Consider the following 17,716-nt stretch of genomic DNA (forward strand, 5'->3'; position numbering starts at 1 on the left):
GTGGTTTCGCTGCTTCAGGACAAACCCGCATTTGGCGCACGCTCTCTTGACCGTCGATCATGCAGAACGCAAACTACTAACATATTAGTGGTTTATGAAATGCCTGGTTGGAATAAAGCCGCGGCACAGAAACGCGGCGTATGACGCGAATGCGCGCTCGCGCGACGCGAGAGGAGCGGTACCCAACGCGGTACCCAACGCAGCTCGGGAAGGTATGCGCGCCGAGCAGGGAAAACCATGCTTGGCACACCTGAACCCGCTCACTAGATTCAAACACCCGGCCCAGCAAGCCGGTTTACAGATAGGCGCTTTTCAAAGCGTTTGGAGACTCGCAATGAAAAAGACAAGGCATTGGGTACGCACCGGCATCGCGATGGCGCTGATGTGCGGCGCGGGGGCTGCATTCGCGCAGGTGAAGATCGGCGTCACGTTGTCGACGACGGGGCCGGCCGCGTCGCTCGGGATTCCTGAAAAGAACACGATCGCGTTGCTGCCGAAGGAGATCGGCGGCAAGAGCGTGCAGTACATCATCCTCGACGACGGGTCGGACACCAGCAAGGCCGTGCAGAACACGCGCAAGCTGATCGACGAAGACCACGTCGACGCGATCATCGGCTCGACCGTCACGCCGAATTCGCTCGCGATGCTCGATCCGGCCGCTGAGGGCAAGACACCGGTGATCTCGCTCGCGGCATCGGCCGCGATCATTCAGCCGATGGATGCGAAGCGCGCATGGGCATTCAAACCGCCTCAGAACGACAGCCTGATGGCCGAAGCGATCGCCGATTACATGCAGCATCACGGCGTGAAGACGGTCGGCTTCATCGGATTCTCGGACGCATACGGCGACAGCTGGAACACGACGTTCGACGCCGCCGCGAAAGCGCACAACCTGAAGATCGTGTCGAACGAGCGCTTCAACCGCACCGATGCATCGGTGACCGGCCAGGTGCTGAAGACGATGGGCGCGAATCCCGACGCGGTGCTGATCGCGGGCTCGGGCACGCCGTCGGCGCTGCCGGCCAAGACGCTGAAGGAGCGTGGCTACAAGGGCAAGATCTATCAGACTCACGGGGTCGCGAACAACGACTTCCTGCGTGTGTGCGGCAAGGATTGCGACGGCGAACTGCTGCCGGCCGGTCCGATTCTCGTCGTCGATCAATTGCCGGATTCGAACCCGGTGAAGAAGTCGGCGGAAGCCTATAAGAACGCCTATGAGAAGGCTTATGGCGCGGGTTCGGTCGCGACCTTCGGCGGCCACGCATGGGATGCCGGCCAGATGTTGCAGGCTGCGATTCCGGTCGCGCTGAAGACCGCCCAGCCGGGCACGCCGGAGTTCCGCGTGGCGCTGCGCAACGCGCTCGAAAACATCAAGGAGCTGCCAGTGTCGCACGGCATCATGAACACCACCGCGAACGACCACAACGGCCTCGACCAGCGCGCACGCGTGATCGTGCAGATCGTCGACGGCAAGTGGAAGTTGCAGAACAACTAAGACTATTTACAAAAACAAGTAGCGGTACGCGCCTCTCGCGCAATCTGCGGTGCATGACGCCGCATTGCCATTGTGTTCGACGACAATGGCATCGACCGCCGCGCCGCGTCCCGGCGCGGCGGTTGTCTTTTCTGACATGCAGATCGATGGCCGGCTTCGCACCGCGCCGTCGCGACTGTTTCCCGGTTTTTCGATTTCGACGCTTCAGGACGAGGAAGTATGGATCTATCAATTGCGGCGATCCTCGCGCAGGACGGCATCACGACCGGCGCGATCTACGCGCTGCTCGCGCTTGCGCTGGTGCTGGTGTTCTCCGTCACGCGGGTGATCTTCATCCCGCAAGGGGAGTTCGTTTCGTACGGTGCGTTGACGCTCGCCGCACTGCAAACGCAGAAGTTTCCGGCCACCTGCTGGCTGTTGATGGCGATGGGCGCGGCATGCTTCGTCGTCGAGACGGCGGCCGTGTTGCGGCATGCTGAGCGGCGTCGTCATGCGGCGCGCACGCTGCCCGTGCTGGCGGGGAAGTACCTGCTGTTTCCGATCGCGGTCTACGCGCTCACGCGCGGCATCTTCCTGCAGCCGCTGCCGATGATCGTGCAGATCGCGCTGACGCTGCTGATCGTGATTCCGATGGGTCCGTTCGTGTATCGCCTTGCCTACGAGCCGATCGCGGAGGCGACCACGCTGCTGCTGTTGATCGTCGCGGTGGCCGTGCATTTCGTGATGGTCGGTCTCGGCCTCGTGATGTTCGGCGCCGAAGGCTCGCGCACCAACGCGTTTTCCGATGCGACGTTCAACATCGGCACGTTGTCGATCTCCGGACAGAGCCTGTGGGTGATCGGCACCGCGGCCGTGCTGATCGGCGCGCTGTATTTGTACTTCGATCGCTCGATTTCGGGCAAGGCGTTGCGCGCGACGTCGGTGAACCGGCTCGGCGCGCGGCTCGTCGGCATCGGCACCACGCAGGCGGGACGCCTCGCATTCACGCTTGCGGCGGGGCTCGGCGCACTGTGCGGCATCCTCGTCGCGCCGCTCACGACGATCTACTACGACTCGGGCTTCCTGATCGGTTTGAAGGGCTTCGTGGGCGCGATCATCGGCGGTCTGGTCAGCTATCCGCTGGCGGCGGCCGGCTCGATTCTCGTTGGTCTGCTGGAGTCGTATTCGTCGTTCTGGGCTAGTGCTTATAAGGAAGTGATCGTTTTCACGTTAATCATCCCGGTGCTGCTGTGGCGCAGTCTTGCGAGCCCGCACGCCGAAGAGGAAGCGGAGTGACACGATGAAACGAATCATGCAAAAGAAGTTCTTCTGGTTGTTCCTCGTGGTGCTGTTCGCTTTGCCGGTTCTGCCGTATCCGATCCATGTACCCGAGTACTGGGTCACGCTGCTGAACTACATCGGTCTCTATTCGATCGTCGCGATCGGCCTCGTGCTGTTGACCGGCATCGGCGGGATGACGAGCTTCGGGCAGGCCGCGTTCGTTGGTATCGGCGCGTATGCAACCGCGTATCTGACGACGAACTTCGGCGTGTCGCCGTGGCTCGCACTGATCGCGGGCGTGATCGTCACTGCCCTGGTTGCGCTGATGCTCGGTCTCGTGACGATGCGCCTATCCGGCCACTTTCTGCCGCTCGGCACGATTGCGTGGGGGCTCGCGCTGTTCTACCTGTTCGGCAATCTCGACATGCTCGGCAAGTACGACGGCATCAATGGCATCCCGGTGTTGAATGTTTTCGGGATCAATCTTGAGTCCGGCCGCCATATCTATTACCTGATCTGGGTGGTCGTGCTCGGTGCGGTCGTCTCTGTTCAGAATCTGCTTAATAGCCGGCCCGGTCGCGCAATCCGCGCGTTGCGCGGCGGCGGTCTGATGGCCGAGGCAATGGGCGTCAACACCGGCTGGATGCGCGTCGTGATTTTCGTCTATGCGGCGGTGCTTGCGTCGGTCTCGGGTTTTCTGTACGCGCACTTGCAGCGCGCCGTGAATCCGACGCCGTTTGGACTGAATCACGGCATCGAGTTCCTGTTCATGGCGGTGGTGGGCGGCGTCTCGCACGTCTGGGGCGCGGTGCTCGGCGCGGCGATCCTGACCGTGCTGCAGGACTATTTGCAGACGCTGCTGCCAAAACTGCTCGGCGAGAACGGCAACTTCGAAGTGATCGTGTTCGGCATCATCATGGTGCTGCTTCTGCAGTACGCGCGGCAGGGCGTCTGGCCGTTCGTCGCGCGCTTTTTCCCGCGTGGCCCGCGGGCGCATCTCGTCGATCACGCGGATCCTTTGCCGCAGCGCAACAAGCCACAGACCGGCGAAGACCTGCTGACGGTGAACAAGGCGCGCAAGCAGTTCGGCGGTCTGGTCGCGGTGAACGACGTCAGCTTCGAGGTCAAAGCAGGGCAGATCATCGGGCTGATCGGACCGAACGGCGCGGGCAAGTCGACGACCTTCAATCTCGTGACCGGTGTGCTGCAGGCGACAAGCGGCGAGATCACGTTCCGCGGCGAGCGCATCGATGCGCTGAGTTCGCGTGAAATCGTCAAGCGCGGCATCGGCCGGACGTTCCAGCACGTGAAGCTGCTGCCGGGTATGACCGTGCTCGAAAACGTCGCGATCGGTGCGCATCTACGTGGCCATGCGGGCGTGTGGCGCAGTGTCGTGCGGCTGAACAGCTCCGAAGAGCAGCGGTTGATGGCCGAAGCCGCTCGGCAGATTCGCCGCGTCGGCCTCGAACAGCACATGTATGACGAAGCGGGCAGCCTGGCGCTTGGTCAACAGCGGATTCTCGAAATTGCGCGCGCCCTGTGCTGCGACCCGACTCTGCTATTGCTCGATGAACCGGCCGCTGGTCTCCGGTATCAGGAAAAGCTTCAGCTCGCCGACCTGCTGCGCAGACTGAAGACAGAAGGGATGAGCGTGCTGCTCGTCGAGCACGACATGGATTTCGTGATGAATTTGACGGACCGGCTCGTGGTGATGGAGTTCGGCACGCGGATCGCTGAGGGCCTGCCGCAGGAAGTCCAGCAGGATCCGGCGGTGCTCGAAGCGTATCTGGGTGGGGTGGAATGATGGACGACATGACAACGACCGGCGTGGCGGCAACGGGACCGATTCTCGAAGTGAGCCAACTGTCCGTGCGCTACGGCAAGGTTGAAGCGCTGCACAATGCGGCGATCAAGGTGCGGGCGGGGCAGATCGTCTCCGTGATCGGCCCGAACGGAGCGGGAAAGTCGACGCTGCTGAATGCGATCATGGGCGCGTTGCCGACGTCGGGTCATGCGAAAGGCGCGGTTTCCTATCAGGGCGACGACGTCAGCGCGATGCCGGTCGAAAAACGCGTTGCGCTTGGAATGTGTCTGGTGCCGGAAAAGCGCGAGCTTTTCGCTTCGATGACCGTCGAGGACAATCTGCTGCTTGGCGCCTACCGGCGCAAGCGAGCAGGGGAGCGCAACTTTCTCGATCAGCTGGAACCGGTGTTCGAACTGTTTCCGCGGCTGAAGGAGCGACGCAAGCAGGCGGCCGGCACGCTTTCCGGCGGCGAGCGGCAGATGCTCGCGGTCGGCCGCGCCCTGATGGGCAAGCCCGATCTGCTGATGCTGGACGAGCCGAGCCTCGGTCTCGCGCCGCTGATCGTGAAGGAAATCTTTCACATCATCAGCGCCTTGCGGCAGACGGGCGTCGCGACGCTGCTGATCGAGCAGAATGCGCGCGCTGCATTGCAGATCTCGGACTACGGCTACGTGCTGGAAACCGGCGAGTTGGCACTGGAAGGACCGGCAACCGACCTCGCGCAAAATCCCCGGGTGATCGAAACCTATCTCGGTCTTGCGAAAAAGGTCGCATAAGCCCGCACTTATTTCGCTGATCGCTGTCTCTGGAAGCGGTGTGTTTCACGTGAAACACACCGCTTTTTTATTGTTTCACCATTCGGACGAAATTCGGGCCGAAACTGAACCCGTTATAATTCGCCCATACATTTCTTTTGAAGGCTCACGCGACGATCTGGCGTGAGATCCCGCGATGCTTTTTCCCTCAGAATTTGACGTAATCGTCGTCGGTGGCGGTCATGCCGGCACCGAAGCTGCTTTGGCGTCGGCGCGCATGGGCAACAAAACGCTGCTTTTGACCCATAACATCGAGACCCTTGGTCAGATGAGCTGCAATCCGTCGATTGGCGGCATTGGCAAAGGCCATCTGGTGAAGGAGGTCGACGCGCTCGGTGGCGCCATGGCGGCCGCTACCGACGAAAGCGGCATCCAGTTTCGGATCCTGAATTCGTCGAAAGGACCGGCGGTCCGCGCGACGCGCGCTCAGGCTGACCGCGTGCTGTACAAAGCGGCGATCCGCCATCGTCTAGAGAATCAGCCGAACCTCTGGCTATTTCAGCAGGCCGTCGACGATCTGATGGTCGAGGGCGACCGCGTGGTCGGCGCCATCACGCAAGTGGGTATTCGTTTCCGGTCGCGCGCGGTGGTGCTAACCGCGGGCACGTTCCTCGACGGCAAGATTCACGTGGGGTTGAACAACTACACCGGCGGACGCGCGGGCGACCCGGCTGCGGTTTCGCTGTCGGCGCGGTTGAAAGAGCTGAAGCTACCGCAGGGCCGGCTTAAGACCGGTACGCCACCGCGAATCGACGGTCGCACGATCGACTATTCGCAGCTCGAAGAGCAGCCCGGCGATCTGGACCCGGTGCCGGTGTTTTCGTTCCTCGGGCGTGTCGAGCAGCACCCGCGCCAGGTGCCGTGCTGGGTCACGCATACGAATCAACGGACACACGACATCATTCGCGGCGGTCTCGATCGTTCGCCAATGTACACGGGCGTCATCGAGGGGGTGGGGCCACGCTATTGCCCGTCGATCGAGGACAAGATTCACCGGTTTGCGTCGAAGGAATCGCATCAGATCTACCTCGAGCCGGAAGGTCTGACGACCAACGAGTTCTATCCGAACGGGATCTCGACGAGCCTGCCCTTCGACGTGCAGCTCGAGCTGGTGCGTTCCATGCGTGGGCTCGAGCATGCGCATATCCTGCGCCCCGGCTACGCGATCGAGTACGACTTTTTCGATCCGCGTGGCCTGAAGGCATCCCTAGAAACGAAGGTAATCAGTGGCCTGTTCTTCGCCGGACAGATCAACGGTACGACCGGCTACGAAGAGGCAGCTGCACAGGGCACTCTGGCCGGCATCAACGCCGGTCTGTTTGTGCAAAGCAAGGAAGCATGGTGTCCGCGTCGCGACCAGGCTTATCTCGGCGTGCTCGTGGACGATCTAGTCACGCGCGGGGTGTCCGAGCCGTACCGGATGTTCACGAGCCGCGCGGAGTACCGTCTGAGCTTGCGCGAAGACAACGCCGATACGCGGCTGACGGAGATCGGGCGCGAACTCGGCGTGGTCGATGATGCCCGCTGGGACGCCTTCAGTCGCAAGCGTGACGCTGTTTCACGTGAAACACAGCGCTTGCGTTCGACCTGGGTCAATCCTAAGAGCTTATCGGCAGAAGAGGCGACCGCCTTGCTTGGCAAGCCAATCGACCACGAATACAGTCTCGCGGACCTGCTGCGTCGTCCGGGTGTCTGCTACGACAGCGTCTGCGGGCTGCGTGACGGCACTTGTGGCGCGCCCGAAGCACTTGCGGAAGACCCCGTGCTGCTCGCGCAAATCAAGGAACAGATCGAAATCGGCATCAAATATCAGGGCTACATCGACCGACAGGCCGGTGAGATCGAACGCAACGAGGCGCAAGAGAACACGCGTCTGCCTGAAGGGCTGGACTACACCGAGGTCCGTGGGCTGTCGTTCGAAGCTCGCCAGAAGTTGATGCAGTTCCGGCCGGAAACGATCGGACAGGCGTCGCGTATTTCCGGTATCACGCCTGCCGCCATCTCGCTGCTGATGGTCCATCTGAAGCGTGGCCTCGGGCGTCGTCCGTCGAAGTCCGCCGAGCCCGGCGCCGACAGCACGCCGGTGGTTCAATGACGGCAGCGCAGAGGGGAATCGACCAGCAGGCCTTGGCGTCATTGCTGGCGGAGGGTGTCCGTGAACTTGGTCTCGAACTCAGCGACGCGCAGCAGCGCAAGCTGCTCGATTACGTCGCGCTGCTCGCGAAGTGGAACAACGTCTACAACCTGACAGCGATCCGCGATCCGAGGCAGATGCTAATCCAGCACATTCTCGATTCGCTATCGATCGTGCCGCACCTGGCGCCGCGCGGGCCGTCGTCGGTGCTCGACGTCGGTTCGGGCGGGGGGCTGCCGGGCATCGTGCTCGCGATCGTGCTGCCCGATTGGACCATCACGACGAACGACATCGTCCATAAGAAGACTGCCTTTCAGTCGCAGGCGAAGGCGGAACTGGGCCTCGCGAACCTGTCGATTGTGACCGGTCGGGTGGAGACGCTGCGGCCTGGCGCCGAAGTACCGGCAAAGTTCGACGTAATTGTCTCGCGCGCGTTCGCAGAACTCTCGGATTTCGTTACACTGGCCCGTCATCTGGTTGCGGAGCAGGGCGCAATTTGGGCGATGAAGGGTATGCGGCCGGATGCCGAAATCGCGCGTCTGCCGGCGGGCGCTCACGTGGAACAGATCATCCGGCTGAACGTGCCGTCGCTCGATGCCGAGCGGCATCTGATCGAGGTGCGAGTGGACCCCGAAAGCTGACGGCCACTTCGGCCTGTCTGCACCCTCAACGATTTTCACTTCATCCAAGCAGCAAAAGGGACACACCAACGATGGCAAAAATCTTCTGCGTTGCGAACCAGAAGGGCGGCGTCGGCAAGACGACCACCACAGTCAATCTGGCCGCGAGCCTGGCAGCGCAGGGACAGCGAGTCCTTCTCATCGATCTGGACCCGCAAGGCAACGCCACGATGGGCAGCGGTATCGACAAGGCCGAATGTACGAACACGGTCTACGAGGTGCTCGTGGACAACGTGTCGGTGGCCGATGCGCGCGTACGGCCCGAGGCGGTCGGATACGACGTGCTTCCCGCGAACCGTGAGCTCGCGGGCGCCGAGGTCGAACTCGTCAGCATGCAGAATCGCGAGCGTCAACTGAAGGCGGCGCTCGCCGGGGTCGAGGGCGAGTACGATTTCGTGCTGATCGATTGCCCGCCGGCTTTGTCACTGCTGACGCTCAACGGACTATGCGCCGCGCACGGCGTCGTCATTCCGATGCAGTGCGAATACTTCGCGCTCGAAGGTCTGTCCGACCTCGTCAACACGATCAAGCAGGTCCATGCGAATCTGAATCGCGACCTCAAGGTGATCGGTCTGCTGCGCGTCATGTTCGATCCGCGCATTACGTTGCAACAGCAAGTCTCGGATCAATTGAAAGAGCACTTCGGCGACAAGGTCTTCGACGCGGTGATTCCACGCAACGTGCGATTGGCCGAGGCGCCCAGCTACGGGCTGCCCGGTGTGGTGTTCGACAGGGCGTCGCGAGGCGCGCAGGCGTACGTGCAGTTCGGCGTCGAAATGATTGAGCGGGTGCGCGCGCTGAATGACGCGCCCCAGGCATCCTAAGCGGATCGAGGAAGCACGATGAATGCAGTAGCAAGAAAGAAGGGACTGGGCCGCGGTCTGGAGGCATTGCTCGGCGGCACCGCCGATATCACCGAGGCAGCGGTGATCGACGGCGCGCCGAACGTATTGCCGCTCGGCAAGATGCAGGCGGGCAAATACCAGCCGCGCACGCGCATGGACGAAGGCGCGCTGCAGGAGCTTGCGGCGAGCATCCGCGCGCAAGGGCTGATGCAGCCGATTCTCGTGCGTCCGATCGCGGCGGACCGCTATGAGATCATCGCGGGGGAGCGGCGTTTTCGCGCGGCGCGGCTTGCGGGCCTCGACGAGGTGCCGGTGCTTGTGAAGGACGTGCCCGACCAGGCCGCCGCGGCGATGGCGCTGATCGAAAACATCCAGCGCGAGGATCTGAATCCCCTCGAAGAGGCCCAGGGGATCCAGCGCCTGCTCGACGAATTCAATTTCACGCATGAGCAGGCGGCAGAGTCGGTGGGCCGCTCGCGCAGCGCGGTGTCGAACCTGCTGCGTCTGCTGAACCTTGCGACACCGGTACAGACGATGTTGCTCGCCGGCGATCTCGACATGGGCCACGCTCGCGCGCTGCTCGCCGTCGATGCCGCGACGCAGATCACGCTGGCCAACCAGGTCGTCAACAAGCGCCTGTCTGTGCGCGAGACGGAAAAGCTGGTTGCGATGACCACGAAGGTGACGCCGGCGGCCAAGGCCCGCGCGAATCCGGACGGCGGCCGTGACACGCGACGCCTGGAAGAGGAACTGTCGGACCTGCTGTCCGCTACGGTGAAAATCAAGCTCGGCCGACGCGGTCGCGGCCAGGTGCTGGTCGACTTCGGCGATCTCGACGCGCTGGAAGGCATTCTGGTTCGTTTGCGCGGGAACGCGAACGTCTGAGCACAGATTGGCGCTCAGCAGGCAAGAGTGGTGAACGGCTGGCGGCCTGTGCATGAGCACTGCCGCGAGTTGGTCTACCTCGGTGCGAGCGACTATTGCGGATTCCAAAACAACCGATGCACGAATAATCAGGAATCCTAGCTTCAGACGCTCCCCATTCACGCGATAATCATCCTGACGAGCCGCTATCAAAAGCGACCCGATCATCATCGAAATTTGCGGTGAGGCTGATTCAGTTCATTAGAAGAGCCATCCCGTTCAGCCCTTAAAAAAGAGGCATTTGTTGCATTTTCGAGACGTCTGCCGCTGCGTCGGAACGCACTGCCAACGAGCTTTGATCCACGCGACCACCCGCACGGGTTTTGCCGCCCCCCGCCCGCCTTACATTTGACGTGTTTCGCGTCGTTAGCGTACGTTTTACCGCATCGTGAAGGGAAGTTTCACGCGGTTATAGGCTGGCCTAAAGTCTTGAATTGCCTGCAACTATCGCTTACAATCGCCCGGATTTAATTGCACGGCAACCCCGTAAGCGCTGCGTAAACTCGCGGGCTGAACGAGACTTTCGGAACATTGCGATGGCGGTCAAAACGTCGAATCTGTCGCCGGAGAATGGTGACGACAGACACCGCGCTGAACGCTCCGCACCCGAGATGTCCTCCAGTCGGCAGTTCGATCCGGCCGAAGCGTGGGATGACGCGCAGGAAGATAACAATATCGTTCCGCTCACGCGGGCCGAGGCGGAAAAGCTGTTTGGTCCCGGCGTGGGTCGTCCATCGCGCGTAACGCCGTTCAGGGTCGTCGCAGCGCAAATGGTTTTGTCCCTGGTCGCAACGCTGTTGTGGTGGCTGTTCTACAAGCCGCCGGGCGCTGCTGCGCTGTCCGCGTTCCTCGGGGGGGCGATCTGCTGGGTGCCGGGCGCGTTGTTCGCGGCACGACTGAAAAAGCAGGGCGGCGCCGAGACCGTGATGAGCTGGATGATCGGCGAAGCACTCAAGATGGGGACAACGATTGCGATGTTTGTCGCAATCGCCTTCTGGTATCACGACGTACGCTGGATTCCGCTGCTCGTGACCTACCTCATCGCGCTGAAGACTTACTGGATCGCCTTGGCGTGGCGCTAAGGTAGCAGCACAAAAAACAGCAGCAAAAAGAATTTAAGGCCGGCGCGCAGCGCCGGCACGGGTGTGCGGGTGAGACAGGGCCCGCACCCGGCGCGTTCCCGCAACACAGTGTTTCGGCGGGAGCGGCCTCGAACGATTTTCGACAATTTGGGTGGCTTTAACGATATGGCAGCTAGCGAAGGCACGCGCGCAATGGATCCGTCCGAGTACATCGCGCACCACTTGCAGAACTTTTCCACCGCACACCAGACGTCGATTTTCGACATCCATGTGTGGAATCTCGACACCCTTTTCTGGTCGATCGTGTGCGGCCTCGTCACGATCTTCGTGCTGCATCTGGCAGCCCGCAAGGCAACGGCCGGCGTGCCGGGTCGCTTCCAATGCGCGATCGAAATGCTTGTCGAAATGGTCGAGGATCAATCGAAGGCCATGATCCACGGCTCGCGCACCTTCATCGCGCCGCTCGCGCTGACCGTGTTCGTCTGGGTCGCGCTAATGAACTCACTCGACTTCATTCCCGTCGACCTGCCGGGCCGTGTGATCGGCTGGCTGGGTCTGTCCGAAGCCATCCCGCACCACCGCATCGTGCCGACCGCCGACCTGAACGGCACGATCGGTATCGCGCTCGGCGTGTTCGTGCTGATGATTTACTACAACTTCAAGATCAAGGGCGTTGGCGGCTTCGTGCATGAACTGCTGTCCGCTCCGTTCGGCGCGCATCCGCTGCTGTGGATCCCGAACCTCGCACTGAACATCATCGAGTTCGTCGCGAAGACGGTCTCGCTCGGCATGCGGTTGTTCGGCAACATGTACGCGGGCGAACTGTTGTTCCTGCTGATTGCCCTGCTCGGCAGCCTCTGGAGCTTCGGCGCGGACACGACGGTGCTTGGCTTCATCGGCCACGTGGTCGCCGGCACAGTGTGGTCAATCTTCCACATCCTGATCGTTCTGCTGCAGGCGTTCATTTTCATGATGCTGACGCTGGTGTACATCGGCCAGGCACACGACACGCACTAACCTGCGCCGTCGGTAAAAGAATCGTAGTTTTTCAAATCCCAGTTCCAACCAGTTCTAAAAGACTTTTCACAAAGGAGTGATCATGCAAGCTTTCATCGCCAACATCCAGGGTCTGACCGCCATCGGTATCGGCATCATCATCGGCCTGGGTGCTATCGGCGCCTGTATCGGTATCGGTCTGATGGGCGGCAAGTACATCGAAGCATGCGCCCGTCAACCGGAACTGATGAACCCGCTGCAAACCAAGATGTTCCTGCTGGCTGGTCTGATCGATGCGGCGTTCCTGATTGGCGTTGGTGTGGCAATGCTGTTTGCGTTCGCGAACCCGCTGCTCTCGAAGCTGGCAGGCTGAGGTTCCTCGGAGGTTTGCGCCTGAGCTATAACAGGTAAAGGCGCAGGGCGGAACGGGTACTGGGGCGCTGATCGAGCAGAATCGATGAGCGCCTTGCCGTTTCACTTTCCGAACTAGCAACGTTTAAGGAAACACCGTGAATCTCAACGCAACCCTGTTTGCGCAAATGGTCGTGTTCCTGATCCTCGCGTGGTTCACGATGAAATTCGTGTGGCCGCCGCTGATCAACGCCATCGACGAGCGCGCGAGGAAGATCGCCGACGGTCTGTCCGCCGCGGAAAAGGGCAAGCAGGAACTCGAAGCCGCTCACAAGCGCGTCGACCAGGAACTGGCTCAGGCTCGCAACGACGGCCAGCAACGCATTGCCGACGCTGAAAAGCGCGCTGTCGCAGTCGCCGACGAAATCAAGGCTCAGGCGCAGGCGGAAGCCGCCCGCATCATCGCGCAGGCGAAGGCCGACGCGGATCAGCAAGTCGTGAAGGCGCGCGAAGCGCTGCGTGGCGAAGTTGCTGCACTCGCTGTGAAGGGCGCTGAACAGATCCTGCAGCGCGAAGTCGACCAGGCGGCTCATGCTGACCTGCTGAATCAACTGAAAGCCGAGCTCTGATCATGGCCGAACTTGCAACCATCGCCCGTCCGTACGCGGAAGCGCTGTTTGGCGTGGCCGAAGCTGGTGACATCGCCGCCTGGTCCACGCTCGTGCAGGAGCTGGCACAGGTTGCGCGTCTGCCCGAAGTGCTGTCGATCGCCTCGAGCCCGAAAGTGAGCCGTGCCCAGGTAAGCGATCTGCTGCTGGCCGCGGTCAAGTCGCCGCTCAAGGACAACGCGCAAGCGAAGAATCTGGTGCAGATGCTGGTGGACAACCATCGCCTGCAGCTGCTGCCGGAAATCGCCTCGCAGTTCGAAGAGTTGAAGAACGCCCGCGAAGGGGCAGCAGATGTGCTGATCGTCAGCGCATTCCCGCTCGAAGGTGCGCAGTTGAACGAACTCGTCGCAAGCCTCGAACGCAAGTTCAAGCGCAAGCTGAAGCCGACGGTCGAAGTCGATCACTCGCTGATCGGCGGCGTACGCGTGACGGTCGGCGACGAAGTGCTCGATACCTCGGTCCGCGCGCGGCTCGCCAGCATGCAAACGGCCCTGACGGCCTGAAGCGCTTCGCGTTTTAGCGGCTGGCACGCAACAGAATTGACTATCAGGAGCGAATAATGCAACTCAATCCCTCTGAGATCAGCGAGCTGATCAAGAGCCGGATCCAGGGCCTTGACGCGAGCGCAGACGTTCGCAACCAGGGCACCGTGATCTCCGTGACCGACGGTATCGTGCGTATCCACGGCCTGTCGGAAGTGATGCAGGGCGAAATGCTCGAATTTCCGGGCAACACCTTCGGTCTCGCGCTGAACCTCGAGCGCGACTCGGTCGGCGCCGTGATTCTGGGTGAATACGAACACATTTCGGAAGGCGACATCGTCAAGACGACGGGCCGCATTCTGGAAGTGCCGGTGGGTCCGGAACTGCTCGGCCGCGTGGTCGACACACTCGGCAACCCGATCGACGGCAAAGGCCCGATCAACGCGAAGAAGACCGATGCAATCGAAAAGATTGCTCCGGGCGTGATCTGGCGTAAGTCGGTTTCGGAACCGGTCCAGACCGGTCTGAAGTCGATCGACGCGATGGTGCCGATCGGCCGTGGCCAGCGTGAGCTGATCATCGGCGACCGCCAGTGCGGCAAGACCGCAGTCGCAGTCGACGCGATCATCAACCAGAAGGGCAAGAACCTCTTCTGTATCTACGTCGCGATCGGCCAGAAGGCTTCGTCGATCATGAACGTGGTGCGCAAGCTGGAAGAAACCGGCGCGCTGGAATACACGATCGTCGTGTCCGCTTCGGCTTCGGAATCGGCTGCGATGCAGTACCTCGCACCGTACGCCGGCTGCACGATGGGCGAATACTTCCGCGACCGCGGTCAGGACGCGCTGATCGTTTATGACGACTTGACCAAGCAGGCTTGGGCATACCGTCAGATCTCGCTGCTGCTGCGCCGCCCGCCGGGCCGTGAAGCTTATCCGGGTGACGTGTTCTATCTGCACTCGCGTCTGCTTGAGCGTGCTGCTCGCGTGTCGGAAGAGTACGTCGAGAAGTTCACCAACGGCGAAGTGAAGGGCAAGAGCGGTTCGCTGACGGCACTGCCGGTCATCGAAACGCAGGCAGGCGACGTGACCGCATTCGTTCCGACGAACGTGATCTCGATTACCGACGGCCAGATCTTTCTTGAAACCGACCTGTTCAACGCAGGTATCCGCCCGGCGATTAACGCTGGCGTGTCGGTGTCGCGTGTGGGTGGCGCGGCTCAGACGAAGGTCGTGAAGAAGCTGTCGGGCGGTATCCGTACCGACCTGGCGCAGTACCGCGAACTCGCTGCGTTCGCGCAGTTCGCATCGGACCTCGACGAAGCGACCCGCAAGCAGCTCGAGCGCGGCCGCCGCGTGACGGAACTCCTGAAGCAGCCGCAGTATCAGCCGCTGCAAGTGTGGGAACTGGCTGTGTCGCTGTTCGCGGCGAACAACGGCTATCTCGACGACCTCGAAGTTGCTCAAGTCCTGCCGTTCGAAAAGGGCTTGCGCGACCACCTGAAGTCGAGCCATGCTGACCTGGTCAAGCGTATCGAAGACACCAAGGAACTCTCGAAGGACGACGAAGGCCTGCTGCACACGGCCGTCAAAGACTTCAAGAAGTCCGGCGCTTATTGATCCGCGAGTGATCCGCAAGGCATAAACGGACCTTGAAGCGGCGCGGGCCGCATGCGAATGCTCCCGCGCTACTTCGGCCGCATTGCATGGGACCCGAGTAAGCGCTAAAGCGCTAACTCGGGCCGACAAAGGAGCAAGCAATGGCTGGAATGAAGGAAATTCGCGGCAAGATCAAGAGCGTGCAAAACACGCGCAAGATCACGAAAGCGATGGAGATGGTGGCCGCATCGAAGATGCGCCGCGCTCAGGAGCGCATGCGCGCTGCTCGCCCGTATGCCGACAAGGTCCGCGATATCGCCGCGCACATGAGCCGTGCGAACCCGGAGTATCGTCACCCGTTCATGGTGTCGAACGAAGGCGCGAAGGCGGCCGGCATCATCCTCGTCACGACTGATAAAGGTCTGTGCGGGGGGATGAACACCAACGTGCTGCGTGCGTCGCTGCAGAAGTTCAAGGAACTGGAAGGCCAGGGCAAGACGTTCGAGGCAACCGCGATCGGCAGCAGGGGTCTGGGCTTCCTGAACCGCCTGCAGGCGAAAGTCGTCTCGAACGTCGTGCAACTGGGCGATACGCCGCATCTGGAAAAACTGATCGGCGCTGTGAAGGTGCAGCTCGACCTGTACTCGGAAGGGAAGATTTCGGCGGTGTACCTCGCGTACACGCGCTTCGTCAACACGATGAAGCAGGAGCCGGTGATCGAGCAACTGCTGCCATTGTCGGCGGACCAGTTCGAGCGCACGGAAGAAGACGGTACGACGCCGAGCACGCAGTGGGACTACATCTACGAGCCGGATGCGCAGGCAGTGGTGGACGAACTGCTGGTGCGTTATGTCGAAGCGCTGGTCTATCAGGCCGTCGCGGAAAACATGGCATCGGAGCAGTCGGCCCGCATGGTCGCGATGAAAGCCGCTTCGGACAACGCGAAGACGGTCATCAACGATCTGCAGCTCGTCTACAACAAGAGCCGTCAGGCCGCGATCACGAAAGAACTGTCGGAAATCGTCGGTGGAGCGGCGGCCGTCTGACCCCGGTCAGGCAGGTCGTTGCGTGTGCGCCCGAGCGGCGCGCCCATCGGAGAAACTGCGCCTTTGCGCGAGTGAAGAATTGAGTATCTAAAGGAAAAGCGATGAGTACTACTGCTTTGGTAGAAGGCAAGATCGTACAGTGCATCGGCGCGGTGATCGACGTGGAATTTCCGCGTGAAACCATGCCGAAGATCTACGACGCGCTCATTCTGGAAGGTTCGGAACTGACGCTCGAAGTCCAGCAGCAGCTGGGCGACGGCGTGGTCCGTACCATCTGTCTGGGTGCTTCGGATGGTCTGCGCCGCGGCACGATCGTGAAGAACACGGGCAACCCGATCAGCGTGCCGGTCGGCAAGCCGACCCTCGGCCGTATCATGGACGTGCTTGGCCGTCCGATCGACGAAGCCGGCCCGATCTCGAGCGAAACCACGCGTGCGATCCACCAGAAGGCTCCGGCGTTCGACCAACTGTCGCCGTCGACCGAGCTGCTCGAAACCGGCATCAAGGTTATCGACCTGATCTGCCCGTTCGCGAAGGGCGGTAAGGTGGGTCTGTTCGGTGGCGCCGGCGTGGGCAAGACCGTGAACATGATGGAACTGATCAACAACATCGCGAAGGAACACGGCGGTTACTCCGTGTTCGCCGGTGTGGGCGAGCGTACCCGCGAAGGGAACGACTTCTATCATGAAATGAAGGACTCGAACGTTCTCGACAAGGTCGCGCTGGTGTACGGCCAGATGAACGAGCCGCCGGGCAACCGTCTGCGCGTCGCGCTGACCGGCCTGACGATGGCCGAGCACTTCCGTGACGAAGGCCTCGACGTGCTGTTCTTCGTCGACAACATCTACCGTTTCACGCTGGCCGGTACCGAAGTGTCGGCACTGCTCGGCCGTATGCCGTCGGCAGTGGGCTATCAGCCGACGCTGGCTGAAGAAATGGGTAAGTTGCAAGAGCGTATTACGTCGACCAAGACTGGCTCGATCACGTCGGTGCAGGCCGTGTACGTCCCTGCAGACGACTTGACCGACCCGTCGCCGGCTACGACCTTCGGCCACCTCGACGCAACCGTCGTGCTGTCGCGTGACATCGCTTCGCTCGGTATCTACCCCGCGGTGGACCCACTCGATTCGACCTCGCGTCAGATCGACCCGCACGTGATCGGCGAAGAGCACTACTCGATCACGCGCGGCGTGCAGCAAACGCTGCAGCGCTACAAGGAACTGCGCGACATTATCGCGATTCTGGGCATGGACGAACTCGCGCCGGAAGACAAGCTCGCCGTCGCGCGCGCTCGTAAGATTCAGCGTTTCCTGTCGCAGCCGTTCCACGTCGCTGAAGTGTTCACGGGTTCGCCGGGCAAGTACGTGCCGCTGAAGGAAACGATCCGTGGCTTCAAGATGATCGTCGAAGGCGAGTGCGACCACCTGCCGGAGCAAGCGTTCTACATGGTCGGCACGATCGACGAAGCCTTCGAAAAAGCCAAGAAGATCCAGTAAAGGTCGGGTGTAACGAAGCGGGCGCCGACCTCGCGCATCA

Annotated in this window: 16 protein-coding genes; all 16 read left to right on the forward strand. The window is 61.5% G+C overall.

Annotation, left to right across the window (positions count from 1 at the left end):
* Positions 1–334 precede the first annotated feature (334 nt).
* Positions 335–1,495 (forward strand): ABC transporter substrate-binding protein, encoded by a 1,161-nt coding sequence (locus OKW39_RS12210; RefSeq protein WP_429335512.1) that lies wholly within the window; start codon positions 335–337, stop codon positions 1,493–1,495.
* Between the two features lie 219 nt (positions 1,496–1,714).
* Positions 1,715–2,770 carry a branched-chain amino acid ABC transporter permease gene (locus tag OKW39_RS12215; protein WP_187612230.1) on the forward strand — a complete coding sequence of 352 codons (1,056 nt, stop codon included), beginning with the start codon at positions 1,715–1,717 and terminating at the stop codon, positions 2,768–2,770.
* A 4-nt stretch (positions 2,771–2,774) separates the two neighbouring features.
* Complete coding sequence (locus tag OKW39_RS12220; RefSeq protein WP_429562768.1) at positions 2,775–4,559, forward strand: ATP-binding cassette domain-containing protein; 1,785 nt, start codon at positions 2,775–2,777, stop codon at positions 4,557–4,559.
* Positions 4,559–5,335 (forward strand): ABC transporter ATP-binding protein, encoded by a 777-nt coding sequence (locus tag OKW39_RS12225; RefSeq protein WP_429362667.1) that lies wholly within the window; start codon positions 4,559–4,561, stop codon positions 5,333–5,335. Before OKW39_RS12220 ends, OKW39_RS12225 begins: the two co-directional genes overlap by 1 nt.
* Before the next feature lie 175 nt (positions 5,336–5,510).
* Positions 5,511–7,469, forward strand: coding sequence for a tRNA uridine-5-carboxymethylaminomethyl(34) synthesis enzyme MnmG (mnmG, locus tag OKW39_RS12230; RefSeq protein WP_429562769.1), 1,959 nt, complete (start codon positions 5,511–5,513; stop codon positions 7,467–7,469).
* Positions 7,466–8,149, forward strand: coding sequence for a 16S rRNA (guanine(527)-N(7))-methyltransferase RsmG (gene rsmG / locus OKW39_RS12235; protein ID WP_429562770.1), 684 nt, complete (start codon positions 7,466–7,468; stop codon positions 8,147–8,149). The genes mnmG and rsmG overlap by 4 nt, the downstream gene beginning before the upstream one ends.
* 71 nt (positions 8,150–8,220) lie before the next feature.
* Entirely contained in the window at positions 8,221–9,012 is a 792-nt protein-coding gene (locus tag OKW39_RS12240) for a ParA family protein (protein ID WP_090802387.1), read from the forward strand.
* A gap of 18 nt (positions 9,013–9,030) precedes the next feature.
* Positions 9,031–9,918, forward strand: coding sequence for a ParB/RepB/Spo0J family partition protein (locus tag OKW39_RS12245; RefSeq protein WP_090802389.1), 888 nt, complete (start codon positions 9,031–9,033; stop codon positions 9,916–9,918).
* Positions 9,919–10,493: 575 nt separating this feature from the next.
* A complete protein-coding gene (locus OKW39_RS12250; protein ID WP_090802391.1) occupies positions 10,494–11,039 on the forward strand; it encodes an ATP synthase subunit I in 546 nt (181 codons plus the stop codon).
* A 165-nt stretch (positions 11,040–11,204) separates the two neighbouring features.
* A complete protein-coding gene (atpB, locus tag OKW39_RS12255) occupies positions 11,205–12,056 on the forward strand; it encodes a F0F1 ATP synthase subunit A (RefSeq protein ID WP_090802392.1) in 852 nt (283 codons plus the stop codon).
* An 82-nt stretch (positions 12,057–12,138) separates the two neighbouring features.
* A complete protein-coding gene (atpE, locus tag OKW39_RS12260; RefSeq protein WP_007180033.1) occupies positions 12,139–12,408 on the forward strand; it encodes a F0F1 ATP synthase subunit C in 270 nt (89 codons plus the stop codon).
* Positions 12,409–12,544: 136 nt separating this feature from the next.
* On the forward strand, positions 12,545–13,015 hold the full coding sequence (locus OKW39_RS12265) for a F0F1 ATP synthase subunit B (RefSeq protein ID WP_090802394.1): 471 nt from the start codon (positions 12,545–12,547) through the stop codon (positions 13,013–13,015).
* Between the two features lie 2 nt (positions 13,016–13,017).
* Entirely contained in the window at positions 13,018–13,557 is a 540-nt protein-coding gene (locus OKW39_RS12270) for a F0F1 ATP synthase subunit delta (protein ID WP_090802396.1), read from the forward strand.
* A 56-nt stretch (positions 13,558–13,613) separates the two neighbouring features.
* Positions 13,614–15,155 (forward strand): F0F1 ATP synthase subunit alpha, encoded by a 1,542-nt coding sequence (gene atpA / locus OKW39_RS12275; protein WP_090802398.1) that lies wholly within the window; start codon positions 13,614–13,616, stop codon positions 15,153–15,155.
* 140 nt (positions 15,156–15,295) lie between these two features.
* Entirely contained in the window at positions 15,296–16,180 is an 885-nt protein-coding gene (gene atpG / locus OKW39_RS12280) for a F0F1 ATP synthase subunit gamma (protein WP_184061006.1), read from the forward strand.
* A gap of 101 nt (positions 16,181–16,281) precedes the next feature.
* On the forward strand, positions 16,282–17,676 hold the full coding sequence (atpD, locus tag OKW39_RS12285; protein ID WP_090802401.1) for a F0F1 ATP synthase subunit beta: 1,395 nt from the start codon (positions 16,282–16,284) through the stop codon (positions 17,674–17,676).
* Positions 17,677–17,716: the final 40 nt, after the last annotated feature.

This window comes from Paraburkholderia sp. MM6662-R1, assembly GCF_050436245.1.
GTDB classification, from domain to species: Bacteria; Pseudomonadota; Gammaproteobacteria; order Burkholderiales; family Burkholderiaceae; genus Paraburkholderia; species Paraburkholderia tuberum.

Excerpts from the sequence above, each read along its gene's own strand:
- OKW39_RS12210 (WP_429335512.1), top strand. The coding sequence starts at position 335 with ATGAAAAAGACAAGGCATTGGGTACGCACCGGCATCGCGATGGCGCTG.
- OKW39_RS12215 (WP_187612230.1), top strand. The coding sequence starts at position 1,715 with ATGGATCTATCAATTGCGGCGATCCTCGCGCAGGACGGCATCACGACC.
- OKW39_RS12220 (WP_429562768.1), top strand. The coding sequence starts at position 2,775 with ATGAAACGAATCATGCAAAAGAAGTTCTTCTGGTTGTTCCTCGTGGTG.
- OKW39_RS12225 (WP_429362667.1), top strand. The coding sequence starts at position 4,559 with ATGGACGACATGACAACGACCGGCGTGGCGGCAACGGGACCGATTCTC.
- mnmG (WP_429562769.1), top strand. The coding sequence starts at position 5,511 with ATGCTTTTTCCCTCAGAATTTGACGTAATCGTCGTCGGTGGCGGTCAT.
- rsmG (WP_429562770.1), top strand. The coding sequence starts at position 7,466 with ATGACGGCAGCGCAGAGGGGAATCGACCAGCAGGCCTTGGCGTCATTG.
- OKW39_RS12240 (WP_090802387.1), top strand. The coding sequence starts at position 8,221 with ATGGCAAAAATCTTCTGCGTTGCGAACCAGAAGGGCGGCGTCGGCAAG.
- OKW39_RS12245 (WP_090802389.1), top strand. The coding sequence starts at position 9,031 with ATGAATGCAGTAGCAAGAAAGAAGGGACTGGGCCGCGGTCTGGAGGCA.
- OKW39_RS12250 (WP_090802391.1), top strand. The coding sequence starts at position 10,494 with ATGGCGGTCAAAACGTCGAATCTGTCGCCGGAGAATGGTGACGACAGA.
- atpB (WP_090802392.1), top strand. The coding sequence starts at position 11,205 with ATGGCAGCTAGCGAAGGCACGCGCGCAATGGATCCGTCCGAGTACATC.
- atpE (WP_007180033.1), top strand. The coding sequence starts at position 12,139 with ATGCAAGCTTTCATCGCCAACATCCAGGGTCTGACCGCCATCGGTATC.
- OKW39_RS12270 (WP_090802396.1), top strand. The coding sequence starts at position 13,018 with ATGGCCGAACTTGCAACCATCGCCCGTCCGTACGCGGAAGCGCTGTTT.
- atpA (WP_090802398.1), top strand. The coding sequence starts at position 13,614 with ATGCAACTCAATCCCTCTGAGATCAGCGAGCTGATCAAGAGCCGGATC.
- atpG (WP_184061006.1), top strand. The coding sequence starts at position 15,296 with ATGGCTGGAATGAAGGAAATTCGCGGCAAGATCAAGAGCGTGCAAAAC.
- atpD (WP_090802401.1), top strand. The coding sequence starts at position 16,282 with ATGAGTACTACTGCTTTGGTAGAAGGCAAGATCGTACAGTGCATCGGC.